We start from the raw sequence: 16,000 nt of genomic DNA on the forward strand, positions 1-16,000 counted from the left end.
AAGATAAAAATCAGCAGGCATGCCGGGATGCATGCCTGTGTGGGGTGTCTGCGGGGTGTGGCGGAATGCAAAAGGGGAAAGGCGCCAGCGTGTGGCGCCATGGTGTCTTGCAGTGTTGAAGTGTGTCTAGAACAGATCGTCTTCGCAGCGTTCGGCCATGAAGCGGGCATCATCACGGTCATGGGCGCGCTGGCGAACCTTTTGTTGCCGGCAGCGTTCGGTGTCACTCAATTGCGGTTTGGCTACCGCGTACAGAAAACTTTCATGCTGATCACGCGCCTGCTTGCGGCGGACGCTGAGAGGAATACGGGAAATCATCCTTGCACCTCCTGATGTGGGTACTACAACATGCGGTTGGTTGTGCCAACCATTAAAACTTGACTGTATTTCAAACATTTGTAAAGCCTGATCAGTCAAGCAATTCCCAAAATGTTGTGTGTTTGCCGCGCTACATCTCCCCACGTATGGTTATTTGTAGCAGATTTGACGCCGACATTCCCGTATAACCCTGTTGCGATGCGGTATAGACTTTTATTGAATATCGAATAAATCAAACAATCTAGTTGGTTATATGTTGTGTGCAGTAGCATAGCGCCAGAACTTAGTCTGGAGTGGTCATGGAGTTAGGATATGCAATTGCGGGCCTGGTGGTGGGCTTCATCGTCGGATTGACCGGCGTGGGTGGAGGCTCCCTGATGACCCCCATCCTGCTGTGGTTCGGCATCTCGCCGTCCACCGCCGTCGGCACCGATTTGCTGTATGCCGCCGTGACCAAGGCCGGTGGGGTGTTTGTCCATCACAAGCAAAAACACGTGGACTGGAAGCTGACCGGCTGGCTGTCCATGGGCAGCGTGCCCGCTTCGCTGTTGACGCTGGGCCTCTTGTCCTGGCTCCATCTCTCCAGCCATGTGCTGGATTCCGTCTTCAAGCTGGTGCTGGGTATTGCGCTGTTGCTGACCGCCGCGTCCATCCTGCTCAAACCCAAGCTGATGAAGCTGATCAACCCGACTGGCAATCCGCAGGCAGAGCTGGTGCTCAAGCCCTTGCCCACCGTGCTGATCGGCGTGGGTCTTGGCGTGCTGGTCACCCTCAGTTCGATTGGTGCTGGTGCCCTGGGTACCCTGGCCTTGTTTGCACTGTATCCGGCCCTGCCCACCCGACGCCTGGTGGGAACCGAAATTGCCCATGCCGTTCCGCTGACGCTGGTGGCGGGTTTGGGTCATGCCAGCATGGGGAACCTCAATTACATGCTGTTGCTTAACCTGCTGATGGGCTCGCTGCCCGGCATCTGGCTGGGCAGCAAGCTGACTCGCAGCCTGACCGACAGCTGGTTGCGTCCTGCGCTGGCGGTCATGCTGGCCGTGGTGGGGGCCAAGCTGGTGATGTAATGCCGGCAATGGCTGATTGCTGAATGAGATGAACAGGGCCGCCATTTGCGGCCCTTTTGCTTTGTGGCTGGCTGGTGTGCTGCTGGATGGCAGCCGCAGGAAAAAAACGAGCCCCGGCCTTGGGGGACGGGGCTCCAGCTTGCACCTTCGCTCAGGAACTGCCAGTCAGGCGGGCCGGGGGGAACCGATTACCCGACTGACAGCCATGTCCCTGCACCACACAAGCTGTAGAGCAGGAACAGCCTGATTATGCGCAAGCCGTACTGGCTCTCAGTAGCATCATTGCATGGTTTTTTTGTGACGGATTTTGACAGCCGGCGTTATGATGCAGCACAGCATGACGTAAAGGTAAGGAGAACATATTGGAAAAAACCTACCCGGTCATTGACCGCCAGACCATCACCATGCGCTGGGGTGACATGGATGCGGTTGGCCATCTCAACAATACTTATTACTTCCGCTATCTGGAGCAAATCCGCCTGAACTGGCTGGAGTCCATGGGGCACAGCATCAATCCCCAGGGCAGGGGGCCGGTTCTGGCCAGCACCTCCTGCACCTTCCGCAAGCAACTGACCTACCCGGCCACGGTGGAAATCACCATCGAGCTGGAAAAGCTGGGTCGCAGTAGCTTGCAGTTGCGCCATCATTTCTACCGGCAGGGTGACCCGCACACCGTGTATGCCTATGGCGACGTCACCCTGGTGTGGGTGGACTACCAGGCCGGGGTGCCGGTAGCCATTCCGGATGACATCCGCCAGGTGATTGAACAGGCGGTAGCCAGCCAGGCTGAAGGCTCAGCCCTGCTTGCGAATCAGTCGGCGCAGTAAAAAGCGGCTGGGGTGCACGGCCTGTATCAGGTCCACCGGTAGCGGGGCGGCTTCGCCTTCCAGATAGGCAGCAATGATTTCGCCGGACAGCGGGGCGGTGATCATGCCGCGCGAGCCATGGGCGGCATTCACATACAGGCCGGGAATATACGGTGCTGCTTGTGTCAGTGGCAGCGTGGCATCGTTGGCCAGTGCGCTGTAGCAGTTGGCAAAGTCCTGCCGGTTCACCACCGGGCCGATGATGGGGAGGTAGTCCGGGCTGGTGCAGCGGTAGGCGGCGCGGCCACCCAGTTGCTCCGCGCTCAGGGTATCGGCCTGCAAGGCCTGGTGCAGGGCAGGTGCCAGTCCTGCCAGCATGTCCAGGTTTTCCTCATGTTCGTCTGTCGTGACATCAAGGTGGTCTGCGTCAAACTTGAAGCTGGCACCCACGCAATGCTGCTGATGGCGTGCCGGTGAAACATAGCCTTCACCGCACAGCACGGTTTGCAAGGCGGCACTCTCGGCGGTCACCGGCAGGGTGCTTACCTGGCCACGGATCGCCTTGAGCGGCAAATGGCTGGTGCTGTCGAAGGCGGCGGTATCGGCGGCGGTACATAGCACCACCGCACTGCCCATGGCCAGCGGGCCTTGTTCGCTGCTGGCCAGCCAACTCTGCTCGACCGGGTTGTAATCCAGCTCGATGACGGTATGGCTGGTCCGCAGCTGGATATTGGGGTGGGCGCACAAGGCTTGCACCAGGCTGGGTGGGTTCAGCCAGCCACCTTGCGGGAAAAACAGCCCGCCAACTGGCAGCGCAATGCCGGCAATCCGGCTGGCTTCTTCACTATCCACCAAGTGCAGCAAGGAGCTTGGCAGCCCGGCTTGCGCCAGCCGGGACTGGCGTTCGGCCTCCTTGCTGTCGTGCGCCAGTTGCAGCACGCCGCAGGCTTGCCAGCTGTCTTCGCCCTGCGGCAAATGCTGGTGCAGGCAGCGCAAGGAATAGGCATAGCCCGCCAGTACCAGACGGGTAAGCGGGGTGAAGTGCGGCGACAGCTTGGTGTAGAGCACGCCTTGCGGGTTGCCGGACGCTGCCTGGGCCAGTGCGGGCAGGCGTTCAATCAGGGTGACTTGCCAGCCGCGTATGGCCAGGCTGTGGGCGGTGGCTGCCCCGGCAATACCGCCTCCCACCACGATGGCGCTGCGTTCTTGTTGTACGACTGCTGCAGGGCGGGCATACCAGGGGGCTGACCATGCCCTGGCTGGTGGCGTCAGCAGTTCGCCACAGCTCATTTCACGTTTCTGGCCATGGCCGGCTACCTTGCGCACCGCAAACCCGGCTTCTTTCAGGCCGCGGCGTACGAAACCGGCACTGGTAAAGGTGGCAAAACTGGTGCCCGGCGCAGACAGGCGTGCCATCTGGGCAAACAGGGCAGGTTGCCACATGTCCGGGTTTTTGGATGGGGCAAAACCGTCCAGAAACCAGGCGTCGATGCGGGCATCCAGCTGCGGCAGGGTTTCCAGCACATCGCCAATCAGCAGGGTCAGCATGATGCGCCCCTGTTCCAGCACAAAGCGGTGCCAGCCACCGGTCAGCACATCGTATTGCTGTAACAGCTGTTCCGCCTGTGCTGCCAGTTCCGGCCACAAGGCCAGCGCCTGTTGCAGGTCTGCCCGGCTTAGCGGATAGCGCTCCGTGCTGATGAAGTGCAGGCGGGCGGTGTCCGGCGCGTGCTGCAGAAAGTGCTGCCAGGCACACAGGAAATTCAGGCCGGTACCAAAGCCGGTTTCTCCGATGCAGAACTGTCCCTGGGCCGGCAAGTCGCCAAAGCGTTCTTCCAGCTGGTTGTGCCGGATGAAGACGTGACGGGTTTCGTCCAGGCCACTGCTGCGGGAAAAATAGACATCACCAAAGGCGACCGAAACGGGCTGACCATCCAGCCAGTCGAGTTGTGCGTGTGAACTCATGCCAAACAAGGAAGAAGGAGCGCGGTAAGGGGCCTATTCTACCCCTTTCACCGGCTGCGCACCCGTGTGATGAACCGTCAGCCGCAATGCGACCGGGCAAATGCGGTTAATCCGGGGCAGTGCACACACTGCTTAACCGGGCAGGCGGGCGGCCAGCGCATCCAGTGCATCGGCCTGCAGGCTGTCCGGCTTGAGTAGCACTGCCTGTTGCAGCCGGTGGTAATGCCTGTGCATGGAGCGGGTGTAGAGCGGGTCGTAATGCTGTTCCAGCAATTGTTCCACCAGTGCTGCATAGTCGCCGTGGCTGATCATGGCCTGCCATTGTTGCAGTTGCTCACGCGAATGCACGGCCTTGAGAAAACCCAGCTGCGTTTCCAGTCTTTCCGGCTCGCTGACATAAAACGGGTAGTCCTCCAGCAAGAAGCGCACCCGTTCGGGCCGTGCCACCTGCAACTGCAGGCAGTCGCTGTCGTGCATGCGGGCAAACAGACTGTCCGGCAGGGTGATCTGGCCGATCTTGCGGCTTTCGGCCTCTATGTATACCGGCCGCGCCAGGTCCAGCCGCAGCATGGCCTGGTGCAGCTGGGTGTCGAACCATTTTTGCGTCGGCTGTGCCTGATCGGGCAGCTTGCCCAATACCGAACCCCGGTGGCGGGCCAGACCTTCCAGATCCAGCACCTGTTTGCCGGCACGGTGCAGTGCATCCAGCAGCCGGCTTTTGCCGGAACCGGTCGGGCCGCAAATCACTTGCAAGTCCAACTGTGCAGGCAGGCTGGCGAGGTCGGCCAGCACTTGCTGGCGGTATTGCTTGTAACCGCCATCCAGTTGGTGGGCCGCCCAGCCGATCTGGCTGAAGATGATGACCATCGACGCCGAACGCTGACCGCCGCGCCAGCAATAAATCAGCGGTTTCCAGTGCTTGGGCCGGTCGTGAAACTGCTGTTGCAGATGGCGGGCAATGTTTTGCGCCACCAGTGCCGCCCCCAGCTTGCGCGCTTCAAACGGGCTCACCTGCTTGTACAGCGTGCCTACCTGAATCCGCTCTGCGTCATCCAGCACCGGGCAGTTGATGGCACCCGGCAGATGATCCTCGGCGAACTCGCCGGGCGAGCGCACGTCGATGATCTCGTCAAACTGCGCCAGCTGTGCTAGCGTCGCGACCTTGAAGTGCATTGGGAAAGTGGTCCTGAAGATGGCTGAAATCAAACTTACGCAATTGTCTCATGGTGGTGGCTGCGGCTGCAAAATCGCACCGGCGGTACTGGAGTCCATCCTGTCCACCGCCAGGGAAAAAATGGTGTTCCCGCAACTGCTGGTCGGCACCGAGACCAGTGATGATGCGGCGGTGTATCGCTTGAATGACGAGCAGGCCATTGTGGCCACCACAGACTTCTTCATGCCCATCGTGGATGATGCCTTCGACTTTGGCCGCATTGCTGCCACCAATGCGCTGTCGGACATCTACGCCATGGGGGGCACACCCATCATGGCACTGGCCATTGTCGGCATGCCGGTGAATGTGCTGCCGGTGGAAACCATCCGCGCCATTCTGGATGGTGGCCAGGCCGTGTGCGCCGACGCAGGTATTCCGATTGCCGGTGGCCACTCCATCGACTCGCCGGAACCCATTTACGGCCTGGTGGCGCTGGGACTGGTGCATCCGGACAAGCTCAAGCGCAATAGCGATGCCCGCGCAGGAGATGTGCTGATTCTGGGTAAGGGCCTGGGTGTTGGCATTCTGGCGCAAGCCATGAAAAAGGGCGTGCTGGACGAGGCAGGCTATCAGGCGCTGATTGCCTCCACCACGCAGTTGAACAAGGTGGGGAGCACGCTGGCGCAACTGCCCGGCGTGCATGCGCTGACCGATGTCACCGGTTTTGGCCTGCTGGGGCACTTGCTGGAAATCTGCAAGGGCTCCGGCCTGCAAGCGCAGCTGGAGATGGCACGGATTCCGGTGATTCGTGAAGCGCAGGCCTTTGCCGAGCAGGGTTATGGACCGGGCGCCATCGAACGCAATCAGGCCAGTTTTGATCAGGCTGTCGATTATGCCGACAGCGTGGCGCAGTGGCAGCGTCGCCTGCTGGCCGATCCGCAAACCAGTGGCGGTTTGCTGGTGTCGGTGGCAGCAGAGCAGGCCGATGCCGTGCTGGCCGCTTTCCATGACCAGGGTTTCGGCTATGCACGGGTGATTGGCAGGCTGGAGGCCGGCGCTGCCCGCATCCGTGTTGACTGAATGGACTGATACCGTTCAAACCACAGCAAACCCGACGCACTGTCGGGTTTTTTATTGTCCGCTTGCCGCTGGTGATGCTGTCACACCCTCACTGCGGAAAAGCAGGCTATGCTGCTGAATGAGGCTTTAATCTGGCTGAATGTACAGGGTTTGCTGGCGTTGTTCTTGCTTGATCAGCAATGGCAAGAGCGTGGGTTTGCATTGACAACTGCATGTTTCTCGCGCATTTTTCTTGTTCGCTGATATAAAGCCAGTATTTCAAAAAGATACTGAATTATAAATAAACAATCCTGTAAAACAGGTGCGGCAGTGTAGAGGGTGAAGCTGATGAAGCGAGGCATGAGCATTGGGTCGCGGCTGGTAACGACCCAGGTAGTCCTGATGGTGGTGGTGGCAATGGCCCTGATGTTGCCACTCTATGTGTTCACCGGACGGGTGATGCAAGAGCGGACGGAAAAGGTACAGGCGCAGCTGCTGACGCAGTCGCTCAACATGATTGATGCCTTTAATGAATCGCTCAAGATCACCACCCGGCAGTTCGAGAAAGTCCTGCTGGGCGAAATCGGTGGTGCATTCTCTCTTAACCCGGCCAGCCGCATCGATGTGGCCGGCACCTCGACGCCAGCACTGGTGTTGGGCAGTACGCCAGTCAATGGCAACAACGATATTGTCGACCGCTTTTCCTCCAAGACCGGTAATGTCGCCACCCTGTTTGTAAAGGACGGCAACGAGTTTGTGCGCATTGCTACCTCGGTGCTGAAAGAAGATGGCGGACGCGCACTGGGCAGCAAGCTCGATCACGCCAGCCCGGCTTATGCCCAGCTGATGAATGGCGAGAACTATTCCGGCCGGGTGGACCTGTATGGTCGTGACTACATCACCAGTTACAGCCCCATCAAGGATGCTGCGCAGAATGTCATCGGCGCCACCTTTGTCGGCGTGGGCGCCACCGAAGGCATTGCCGGTTTGCTGGTGCGTCTGTCCAAGGTGAAGCTGGCCGAAAGCGGTCATGTCGACATCATCGACGTCAACAAGGCTTCCAGAACCTACGGGCAGTATGTCCAGCATCCTAAATTGTCCGGCCGGGCCGTCAGCAAGGACCTTGATGCCAACGGCCAGGCCTATGCCAACGAGCTGATGGCAGCCGGGCAGGGCAATCTCAACGTCAAGCTGCCCAGTGATGCCGGCGTGGCCGAACACATGCTGTCCTATGCCACTTACAAACCATGGGGCTGGATGATTGTCAGCAATGAAACCCGTAGCGAGCTGGAAAAGGAAAACCGCCAGCTGCTGCTGTGGCTGGCTGGTGGTGCAGCCTTGCTGCTGACCATTCTGGCGCTGGCGCTGCTGCTGTTTACCCGTCGTCTGGTGGCAAGACCGGTGCAGCAATTGGTGGCTGACGTAGGCAATATCCGCGATAGCCGTGACCTGACCCGGCGGCTGGCCATCAACCGCAAGGATGAAGTAGGGCAGGTAGCTGATGCCATGAACAGCCTGCTGGACAGCTTCCAGCAGGCACTCAACCGCACCAGCTCCCATGCGGTGGACTTGGACCACGCCGCGCAGGACTTGTCCGACAAGGCTGGTGCCGCTGCCGCCAGCTCGGGCGAGCAGCGCCAAAGTGCGCAGGCCATGTCCGAGCAAACCGGCATGCTGATTGCCGGTGTGGCGCAAATCGAAAAAGTGGCCGGTGAAGCCAGCGATGCCGCCCGCGCATCCAGTGCGGCTGCCATGGAAGGTAGCCAGAGCCTGGTGGCCGCAGTGGATGGCGTCAGCCAGATTTCCGCCACCCTGGCCGGTGCGGCCGACAGCCTGAAAATGCTGGAGAGCAGCGCGCAGCAGATTACCGCCATCGTCAACGTGATTCACGATATTGCCGATCAGACCAATTTGCTGGCACTGAATGCCGCCATCGAAGCGGCGCGTGCCGGGGAGATGGGGCGCGGCTTTGCCGTGGTGGCCGACGAAGTGCGCAAGTTGGCCGAGCGCACCAGTGTGTCTACCCAGGAAATCAGCGGGATGATCAGCAAGATCCAGGATGCGACCGAAGGCGCGGTCAAATCCATGCGCCAATCGGTGGTGCAGGCGTCCGAAGGCGCTGCCATTACCTCGGCCGCCCGTCAGGCAATCGGCTCCATCGTGGAAGACTCGCGTCGCGCGATGGAAGTGGTGGAAAACATCAACCGCGAACTGTCGCAACAGCGTGACATCGTGGAGCAGATGGCCGAGCGGGTGAATTCGGTGGCCCGGCAGGCCGAAGCCAGCAACGATGCGGCCGAACGCTCGGCAGAAACGGCACGCCATATGGCGGGTCTGGCCGATGCCCTGAAGGAAGAAGTCCGCGCCTTCCGTACCTGATTTCTGCGCGCACTGCTATAGAAAAAGCCGGATAGACCATCCGGCTTTTTCTATTGTTGCCTCGATGGCTTTTAGCCATGAGAAAAAAACATACCATGCCTTGTGGCGCTGAAATCTGCCCGCATATGCAGTGACAGATGGCTGCACCTTCTGGTCGGGCAGGGTGTGTGGCATGCGTGAATATTGCAAACAGAGCGTTATCTTGTTTGAAGGGAGCTTTTTGATGAGATTCGAAAAACTGACGACAAAATTCCAGCAGGCCCTGGGCGACGCACAAAGCATGGCGCTGGCTGAAGACAATGCCTATATCGAGGCGCAACACCTGCTGCTGACCATGATGGATGACAACGACAGCGGTATCGGCGGCCTGCTGGCCCGTGCCGGTGTCAATGTGCCGGGCTTGAAACTGGCACTCAAAAGCGCCATCCAGCGCCTGCCGAAAGTGCAGGGCACCAATGGTGAAATCACTGTCTCGCGCGAGCTGGGCAACCTGCTCAATGTCACCGACAAGATTGCCACCAAGCAGGGCGATGAATACATCTCCAGTGAGTCCTTCCTGTCCGCCCTGTCGCAGGACAAGGGTGAAACCGGCCGCCTGCTGAAAGAACATGGTGGTAATCACAACGCCATTCAGGCTGCCATCCAGGCGGTGCGTGGCGGCCAGACCGTGGGCAGTCAGGACGCGGAAAGCCAGCGCGAGGCACTGAAAAAGTACACCACCGACCTGACCGAGCGCGCCCGTAACGGCAAGCTGGACCCGGTGATTGGCCGCGATGACGAAATCCGCCGCGCCATTCAGGTGCTGCTGCGCCGTACCAAGAACAACCCGGTGCTGATTGGCGAACCCGGCGTGGGCAAGACCGCTATTGTCGAGGGACTGGCCCAGCGTATCGTCAATGGCGAAGTACCGGACAGCCTGAAGAACAAACGGCTGCTGGTGCTGGACCTGGCAGCGCTGATTGCCGGTGCCAAGTTTCGTGGCGAATTCGAAGAACGCCTGAAAGCAGTGCTGAATGATTTGTCCAAGGACGATGGCCAGACGCTGATCTTCATCGACGAAATCCACACCCTGGTAGGGGCGGGCAAGGCCGATGGCGCGATGGATGCCGGCAATATGCTCAAACCGGCGCTGGCGCGCGGCGAGCTGCACTGCATTGGTGCCACCACGCTGGACGAATACCGCAAGTACATCGAAAAGGATGCCGCACTGGAGCGCCGCTTCCAGAAGGTGCTGGTGAATGAGCCGACGGTGGAGGACACCATTGCCATTCTGCGTGGCCTGCAGGAGAAGTATGAAATCCACCACGGTGTGGACATTACCGACCCGGCCATCGTGGCGGCAGCCGAGCTGTCCAACCGCTATATCACTGATCGCTTCCTGCCGGACAAGGCGATCGACCTGATCGATGAAGCCGCCAGCCGTATCAAGATGGAGCTGGACTCCAAGCCGGAAGCCATGGACAAGCTGGACCGTCGTCTGATCCAGCTGAAAATCGAGCGTGAAGCGGTCAACAAGGAAACCGACGAGGCCAGCCAGAAGCGCCTGCAGTTGATTGAAGACGAAATCCAGCGTTTGCAGCGTGAATACGCCGACATGGAAGAAATCTGGAAGGCTGAAAAAGCCGCGGCGCAAGGCAGTCAGTCCATCAAGGAGGAAATCGACCGCCTCAAGGTGGACATGGAAGACCTCAAGCGCAAGGGCGACTGGCAAAAACTGGCCGAGCTGCAATATGGCAAGCTGCCACAGCTGGAAGCCCAGCTGCGTGAGGCCGAAGCCGCCGATGCCGGCGTGGACAACAAGCCCAACCGCTTGCTGCGTACCCAGGTAGGTGCCGAGGAAATTGCCGAAGTCATCAGTCGGGCTACGGGTATTCCGGTGTCGAAAATGCTGACCGGGGAGCGGGAAAAACTGCTGCGCATGGAAGAAGTGCTGCACCAGCGCGTGGTAGGGCAGGACGAAGCAGTGCGCGCAGTGGCCGATGCCATCCGTCGTTCGCGTTCCGGTCTGGCCGACCCCAACAAGCCCTATGGTTCCTTCCTGTTCCTCGGGCCGACCGGCGTGGGCAAAACCGAGCTGTGCAAGACGCTGGCCGGCTTCATGTTCGACAGCGAAGAGCACCTGATCCGCATCGACATGTCCGAATACATGGAAAAGCACTCGGTGGCGCGGCTGATTGGCGCACCTCCCGGCTATGTGGGTTACGAAGAGGGTGGTTATCTGACCGAGCAAGTACGTCGCAAACCGTATAGCGTGATTCTGCTGGACGAGGTGGAAAAAGCGCATCCGGATGTGTTCAACATCCTGCTGCAAGTGCTGGATGACGGCCGCCTGACTGATGGCCAGGGCCGCACCGTGGACTTCAAGAACACGGTGGTGGTGATGACCTCGAATATGGGTAGCCAGCAAATCCAGGCCATGGCAACGGATGACTATCAGGTGATCAAGCTGGCGGTGATGGCCGAGGTGAAAACCCACTTCCGCCCTGAGTTCATCAACCGTATCGACGAGGTAGTGGTGTTCCACGGTCTGGACGAGAAGAACATCAAGGCCATTGCCCGTATCCAGCTGAAGGGTCTGGAAAGCCGTCTGGCCAAGCTGGAGCTGAATTTGCAAATCAGCGAAGACGCCTTGTCGCTGCTGTCGGAAGAAGGCTTCGATCCGGTCTATGGCGCACGTCCGCTCAAGCGTGCCATCCAGAACGAGCTGGAAAACCCGCTGGCCAAGGCCATTCTGGCTGGCAAGTATCCGCCCAAGGCCACCATCATGGTGGAAGCACGCGACGGTCAGCTGGTGTTTGCCTGACTGGAAAACACCTACTGCCAAAAGCCGACCCAGCAGGTCGGCTTTTTTTATTGCATTTGGCGACTTCCGGCAGATCCATCGGAAAAGTCACTGCGCCACCTGTGATAAGCCCCAGTTACCGTACCAACAGACAGTCACATAATGCGGCAAGGGTAGCTCAATAGCGCACAGGAGCAGGCAATGAAAGCATTGAAAATTACTGTTTTGGCCAATGGGCCCTATCGCGTGGTGGGTGCCAGGCAAATCACCCAACTGTTCATTCAGCCAAACGCACAAGGCTTGTCCTGGAGCTATCGCGAAGGCAAGGCCTTTCCATTGCAGGAAGAAGGCAGCTTGTTGTGCCGGTGTGGTCATTCCGCCAACAAGCCCTACTGTGATGGCAGCCACCAGACCACCGGTTTCGATGGTCGGGTAGAAGCGACCCGCGCAGACTATTTCCAGCAAGCACAGTTGCAAGAGGGGCCGGTCGCTGCTTTGTCCGATGCCGAAAAGCTCTGTGCCTTTGCTCGCTTTTGCGATGCGGGTGGCCAGATCTGGAATCTGGTGGAGCAGGAGGATACCGCGTCGGTAGCCTTGGCTGTACGCGAGGCAGAACATTGCCCTGCTGGTCGCTTGAAAGTGTGGGATATCCAGTCGCAAGAACAAATCAGCAAAGAGCCTGATACCCAGGCGCTCTATTTGCTGGAAGACCCGAAGCTGCACTGTTCGGCTGCCTTGTGGGTGAAAGCAGCGGATGTGCTGGATGTCGAGGGCGACAAGCCCTATCCGGTACGGGAGCGTATGACCTTATGTCGCTGCGGGGCTTCTGCTAACAAGCCGTTTTGTGACGGCTCGCATGCGTCCATCAAGTGGCAAGACGGTCTTTGAATGTTGCCTGGCTTTGCCGGCAGGCTTGGAAAAAGGCAAACCAGGCCTGCGAGATCGGATTCAAGTTGATTGCAGCACCGATAACACTCGCTACTAGGTAGTTTCAGGCATGGAGCAGCGGACACAAGCCACGGGATAATCAGCTTTTCGTCCCAGGAAAACCATTTATGCCGGACTCCCTGCCACAGGCTGCGCATTACCCGTTTCGCGACATGCATCAGGCACATTGCCGAAGGGCCGACCTTGGCGCAGCACAGCTGCTGACGGCTTTTTCCACTGCTGCACCCGGCTGGGCAGCCACCCTGATGGCATGGCGTAACCGGCTGGCGGCACGCTTTGGCCTCAAGACCGGCCCCATGCAGCAGTCCGGAACCTTGTCCTTGCAACCGGGCGGCCATATCGGCATGTTCCGCATCATGCACCTTGGCCCGCAACTGGCGGTGCTGGGTGAGGATGACCGTCATCTGGATTTCCGCATTCTGCTGTCAGTCAGCCCCGAGGCTGGTGGCAGCCGCCTGCAGGTTGAAACCTGGGTACGGCCACATCACTGGGGTGGCTGGCTGTATCTGGCGCTGGTGCTGCCTGTGCACTGGCTGCTGAGCAAGCTGATGTTGCGCCGTATGGCGCAGCGGCTGGGTGAGTCTGGCTCCAGCAGGCAGCTACGGTGATAATGGTGTTTTTCGTTTGCAGGAAACAAGCCGCATGCTCGCGATCACCCATTTTTCCCAGACAGTGACACCTGTAGCCGACCAGCCCCGTCCGGATCGACTGCTGGCCGGGAATCCGCAGCGTCATACCTGGACTCACTACGAAACCGCCGACGAGGCGCTCAGTTGTGGTATCTGGGCCTGTGAGACCGGTGCCTGGCGCATTCAGTTTGCCGATAACAAGCATGAATTCTTCTGCGTGATCGAAGGACTGGTGCGCCTGCATGATGAAGCCGGGACAGTGGTGGAAGTGAAGCCTGGCGAAGCGGCGGTGATCCCGGCAGGTTTCACCGGTGTGTTCGAGGTGGTGCAGCCGGTGCGCAAATACTTTGTGGTGGGGCAGACTCCGGTTGCACCGTCTCATGGCTGATGCGTCTGGCTGAAAGCAGTCACGCAAAAGGGCGACTTAAGTCGCCCTTTCTTGTCTGCTCATGCAGCACGCCGTTTCAGTTGCGCAACGGGTCTTCCGCATCATCCATCGGCTGTACCGGTGGTGGTGTAAAGCCGTTAATGTCGCGGGAGGACTTTTCCAGTACCAGCACAATGGCAGTATTGAGCGCACCAAAAGCCCAGCTGATCAGGAAAAATACCGAGTAGGCCGACAGCTTGTCGGCAAACAGGGCATTACCGTGCAGGGTTAACTCGGCGGGGTCGAAAATCGAGAAAAACACACTGGTAGCCAGTGCGGCGATCAGAAAAGACGGCCAGAACAGCAGGATGCCTTTTTTCATGGTCAGAGCTCCTCATCATGCGTTTGTATTTGCATTGAGACTAGACCTTGGCGTGCAAGGTTCAAGAAGGTTCAAGTCAGGGGCATGGATGCCGTGTCCGAGCGGTGGATTGTATGCAATGTCCTGTCAGACACAAATGCGCTGGCAGCTTGTTGTTTTGTCGGCTTTGCAGCGCAGCAAGGCCGCAGATGGTGGTAAACTTTGTGCCGGACAAAGATTTTCATCAATCAGCCGTGGCCTGCTGCATGCTCAGCGCCCGGTTGCGGCTGTTCTGCAAAGCAAATGGAGCCCCTGCATGACCTCTTCGATCTTCGCCGCGGTGGAACTGGCCCCGCGCGACCCGATTCTTGGCCTGAACGAAGCTTTCAACGCCGATACCCGTCCCTTCAAGGTGAATCTGGGTGTGGGTGTTTACAGCGACGACAATGGCAAGATCCCGCTGCTGGCTGCCGTCAAGGCCGCGGAAAAGGCCCGCGTTGATGCGCTGCTGCCGCGTGGCTATCAGCCGATCGAAGGCCCGGCCGCTTACGACAGCGCCGTGCAAAACCTGCTGTTCGGTGCTGACAGCGCGCTGATCAGCAATGGTCAGGTAGTGACTGCCCAGGCGCTGGGCGGTACCGGTGCCCTGAAGATTGGTGCCGACTTCCTGAAACGCCTGAATCCGGAATCCAAGGTTTACATCAGCAACCCGTCGTGGGAAAACCACCGCGCGCTGTTTGAATCCGCCGGTTTCACCGTGGAAAACTACCCCTACTACGACGCAGCAACCCGTGGCGTTGACTTTGCTGGCATGAAGTCCTTCCTGCAAGGTCTGGCTGCCGGTTCCGTCATCGTGCTGCATGCCTGCTGCCACAACCCGACCGGTGCCGACCTGTCCGACGCCCAGTGGGCTGAAGTGGTGGAAGTGTGCCGTGCCCAGGGTCTGGTTCCTTTCCTGGATATGGCTTACCAGGGTTTTGCTGACGGTATCGATGCTGACGCCGTTGCCGTGCGCCTGTTCTCGGCTTCCGGCCTGCAATTCTTCGTGTCCAGCTCCTTCTCCAAGAGCTTCTCGCTGTACGGCGAGCGTGTTGGTGCTCTGTCCATCGTGACTGCCAGCAAGGAAGAAACCGGCCGTGTGCTGTCGCAACTGAAGCGCGTGATCCGTACCAACTACTCCAACCCGCCGATCCACGGTGCTGCCATCGTTGCTGCCGTGCTGTCCAGCCCGGAACTGCGTCAGCAGTGGGAAGACGAACTGGCAGGCATGCGTGACCGCATCCGCGCCATGCGTACCGGTCTGGTTGACGCCATCAAGGCACAGGGTGTTGAGCAGGACTTCTCCTTCGTGGCGCAGCAACGTGGCATGTTCTCCTACACCGGCCTGACTGCAGCGCAAGTGGAAGTGCTGAAGAGCGAATTCGGCATCTATGCCGTATCCACCGGCCGTATCTGCCTGGCCGCGCTGAACAGCAAGAACCTGCCGTATGTGGCTGAAGCCATCGCCAAGGTAGTCAAGGGCTGATTGATTTCACCCTGACGCGAAAAACCCCGCTACGGCGGGGTTTTTTATTGCGCCAGATGAATCAGCATCCGTTTCGTTTTTCAGTCTGCTGGAGCCGGTGAGCGGCCAAGGCGTATGCGCAGCAGGCCGGGGCTGGTCTCGATGGCCTTGATGGTCAGGCGCGCAGCCAGCGGTTTGCCCAGCAGCGGGTAGTCCAGCCATTGTTGCAGCGCCGGCAAGCGGGTGAGGTCGATAATGGCAACATCCTGCTCCAGGTTCAGCCAGTCCAGCGGCTTGGTCAGCTGTTGCAAGGCCTTGTGGCCGAATGCGCCTTCCATCACGCCCAGCAGCAGTCCGCCCAACAGGCGGCGGGTGGTGGAGGAAGATATGGCTTCGCCCTGCACGTGATAGCGTAGTCGTATTTGCCGGCTATTCCAGTCGATGGGGAGGAAGTCGAAGTGCAGGGTTAGCCTGGCGGCAAGCGGTTGCTGTGATGTCAGATGCAGGGTGCTGTCCCGGCTGAGCAGTGACAGGCTGTCAATCTGTAGCGCATCACCATTCAATGCCTGCTGCAACTTGCGCAGCAGCCAGTCTTCTTGCAGGGAGACGCCATCCCGGTGCAGGGTGGGTCTTTGCTGCCAGCTCCGGATCAAGCGGCT

At 59.3% G+C, this 16,000-nt stretch carries 14 protein-coding genes; 9 read left to right on the top strand and 5 right to left on the bottom strand.

Annotated features, from left to right (window positions below):
• Nucleotides 1-126: 126 nt before the first annotated feature.
• Nucleotides 127-318, bottom strand: coding sequence for a hypothetical protein (locus tag ACE3SE_RS04260; protein ID WP_045848034.1), 192 nt, complete (start codon nucleotides 316-318; stop codon nucleotides 127-129).
• Nucleotides 319-617: 299 nt separating this feature from the next.
• On the opposite strand from ACE3SE_RS04260, the gene ACE3SE_RS04265 reads away from it, so the two are divergent.
• Together ACE3SE_RS04265 and ACE3SE_RS04270 are read left to right on the top strand one after the other, a co-directional pair.
• A complete protein-coding gene (locus ACE3SE_RS04265; RefSeq protein WP_062789018.1) occupies nucleotides 618-1,388 on the top strand; it encodes a sulfite exporter TauE/SafE family protein in 771 nt (256 codons plus the stop codon).
• A gap of 362 nt (nucleotides 1,389-1,750) precedes the next feature.
• A complete protein-coding gene (locus ACE3SE_RS04270) occupies nucleotides 1,751-2,215 on the top strand; it encodes an acyl-CoA thioesterase (RefSeq protein WP_374554025.1) in 465 nt (154 codons plus the stop codon).
• Here ACE3SE_RS04270 and mnmC read toward each other — a convergent pair.
• Both mnmC and mnmH read right to left on the bottom strand, forming a co-directional pair.
• Nucleotides 2,183-4,159 carry a bifunctional tRNA (5-methylaminomethyl-2-thiouridine)(34)-methyltransferase MnmD/FAD-dependent 5-carboxymethylaminomethyl-2-thiouridine(34) oxidoreductase MnmC gene (mnmC, locus tag ACE3SE_RS04275; protein WP_374554026.1) on the bottom strand — a complete coding sequence of 659 codons (1,977 nt, stop codon included), beginning with the start codon at nucleotides 4,157-4,159 and terminating at the stop codon, nucleotides 2,183-2,185. The two genes, ACE3SE_RS04270 and mnmC, sit on opposite strands and share 33 nt — an antisense overlap.
• Nucleotides 4,160-4,291: 132 nt before the next feature.
• Entirely contained in the window at nucleotides 4,292-5,332 is a 1,041-nt protein-coding gene (mnmH, locus tag ACE3SE_RS04280) for a tRNA 2-selenouridine(34) synthase MnmH (RefSeq protein WP_374554027.1), read from the bottom strand.
• 19 nt (nucleotides 5,333-5,351) lie between these two features.
• Between mnmH and selD the strand changes: the two genes are divergently transcribed.
• The 6 genes from selD (at nucleotide 5,352) to ACE3SE_RS04310 (ending at nucleotide 13,497) form a co-directional block, all read left to right on the top strand.
• Nucleotides 5,352-6,392: a selenide, water dikinase SelD gene (gene selD / locus ACE3SE_RS04285; protein ID WP_131354389.1), complete on the top strand. Its 1,041-nt coding sequence runs from the start codon at nucleotides 5,352-5,354 to the stop codon at nucleotides 6,390-6,392.
• 339 nt (nucleotides 6,393-6,731) lie between these two features.
• Complete coding sequence (locus ACE3SE_RS04290) at nucleotides 6,732-8,750, top strand: methyl-accepting chemotaxis protein (RefSeq protein ID WP_374554028.1); 2,019 nt, start codon at nucleotides 6,732-6,734, stop codon at nucleotides 8,748-8,750.
• 223 nt (nucleotides 8,751-8,973) lie between these two features.
• Complete coding sequence (gene clpB, locus ACE3SE_RS04295; RefSeq protein WP_374554029.1) at nucleotides 8,974-11,553, top strand: ATP-dependent chaperone ClpB; 2,580 nt, start codon at nucleotides 8,974-8,976, stop codon at nucleotides 11,551-11,553.
• Nucleotides 11,554-11,733: 180 nt separating this feature from the next.
• Entirely contained in the window at nucleotides 11,734-12,420 is a 687-nt protein-coding gene (locus ACE3SE_RS04300; RefSeq protein WP_374554030.1) for a CDGSH iron-sulfur domain-containing protein, read from the top strand.
• Nucleotides 12,421-12,587: 167 nt separating this feature from the next.
• Nucleotides 12,588-13,088: a DUF2867 domain-containing protein gene (locus ACE3SE_RS04305; RefSeq protein WP_374554031.1), complete on the top strand. Its 501-nt coding sequence runs from the start codon at nucleotides 12,588-12,590 to the stop codon at nucleotides 13,086-13,088.
• A gap of 34 nt (nucleotides 13,089-13,122) precedes the next feature.
• Nucleotides 13,123-13,497, top strand: a complete 375-nt coding sequence (locus ACE3SE_RS04310) for a cupin domain-containing protein (RefSeq protein ID WP_374554032.1) — start codon at nucleotides 13,123-13,125, stop codon at nucleotides 13,495-13,497.
• Between the two features lie 76 nt (nucleotides 13,498-13,573).
• Here the strand turns inward: ACE3SE_RS04310 and ACE3SE_RS04315 are convergent, their stop codons facing one another.
• A complete protein-coding gene (locus ACE3SE_RS04315) occupies nucleotides 13,574-13,858 on the bottom strand; it encodes a hypothetical protein (RefSeq protein ID WP_374554033.1) in 285 nt (94 codons plus the stop codon).
• A gap of 295 nt (nucleotides 13,859-14,153) precedes the next feature.
• On the opposite strand from ACE3SE_RS04315, the gene ACE3SE_RS04320 reads away from it, so the two are divergent.
• The gene (locus ACE3SE_RS04320; RefSeq protein ID WP_045848045.1) at nucleotides 14,154-15,362 is read left to right on the top strand and encodes an amino acid aminotransferase; all 1,209 of its coding nucleotides are present in this window, start codon (nucleotides 14,154-14,156) and stop codon (nucleotides 15,360-15,362) included.
• 80 nt (nucleotides 15,363-15,442) lie between these two features.
• Here the strand turns inward: ACE3SE_RS04320 and ACE3SE_RS04325 are convergent, their stop codons facing one another.
• Nucleotides 15,443-15,994, bottom strand: coding sequence for a hypothetical protein (locus ACE3SE_RS04325; RefSeq protein WP_374554034.1), 552 nt, complete (start codon nucleotides 15,992-15,994; stop codon nucleotides 15,443-15,445).
• Nucleotides 15,995-16,000: the final 6 nt, after the last annotated feature.

Source organism: Aquitalea pelogenes, assembly GCF_041914625.1.
Classification (GTDB): domain Bacteria; phylum Pseudomonadota; class Gammaproteobacteria; order Burkholderiales; family Chromobacteriaceae; genus Aquitalea; species Aquitalea pelogenes.

Bases quoted from the DNA above. Each gene is read 5' to 3' on its own strand.
- ACE3SE_RS04315 (WP_374554033.1), bottom strand. From the start codon at position 13,858: ATGAAAAAAGGCATCCTGCTGTTCTGGCCGTCTTTTCTGATCGCCGCA.
- ACE3SE_RS04320 (WP_045848045.1), top strand. From the start codon at position 14,154: ATGACCTCTTCGATCTTCGCCGCGGTGGAACTGGCCCCGCGCGACCCG.
- clpB (WP_374554029.1), top strand. From the start codon at position 8,974: ATGAGATTCGAAAAACTGACGACAAAATTCCAGCAGGCCCTGGGCGAC.
- mnmC (WP_374554026.1), bottom strand. From the start codon at position 4,159: ATGAGTTCACACGCACAACTCGACTGGCTGGATGGTCAGCCCGTTTCG.
- ACE3SE_RS04300 (WP_374554030.1), top strand. From the start codon at position 11,734: ATGAAAGCATTGAAAATTACTGTTTTGGCCAATGGGCCCTATCGCGTG.
- mnmH (WP_374554027.1), bottom strand. From the start codon at position 5,332: ATGCACTTCAAGGTCGCGACGCTAGCACAGCTGGCGCAGTTTGACGAG.
- ACE3SE_RS04305 (WP_374554031.1), top strand. From the start codon at position 12,588: ATGCCGGACTCCCTGCCACAGGCTGCGCATTACCCGTTTCGCGACATG.
- ACE3SE_RS04310 (WP_374554032.1), top strand. From the start codon at position 13,123: ATGCTCGCGATCACCCATTTTTCCCAGACAGTGACACCTGTAGCCGAC.
- ACE3SE_RS04290 (WP_374554028.1), top strand. From the start codon at position 6,732: ATGAGCATTGGGTCGCGGCTGGTAACGACCCAGGTAGTCCTGATGGTG.
- ACE3SE_RS04265 (WP_062789018.1), top strand. From the start codon at position 618: ATGGAGTTAGGATATGCAATTGCGGGCCTGGTGGTGGGCTTCATCGTC.
- selD (WP_131354389.1), top strand. From the start codon at position 5,352: ATGGCTGAAATCAAACTTACGCAATTGTCTCATGGTGGTGGCTGCGGC.
- ACE3SE_RS04260 (WP_045848034.1), bottom strand. From the start codon at position 318: ATGATTTCCCGTATTCCTCTCAGCGTCCGCCGCAAGCAGGCGCGTGAT.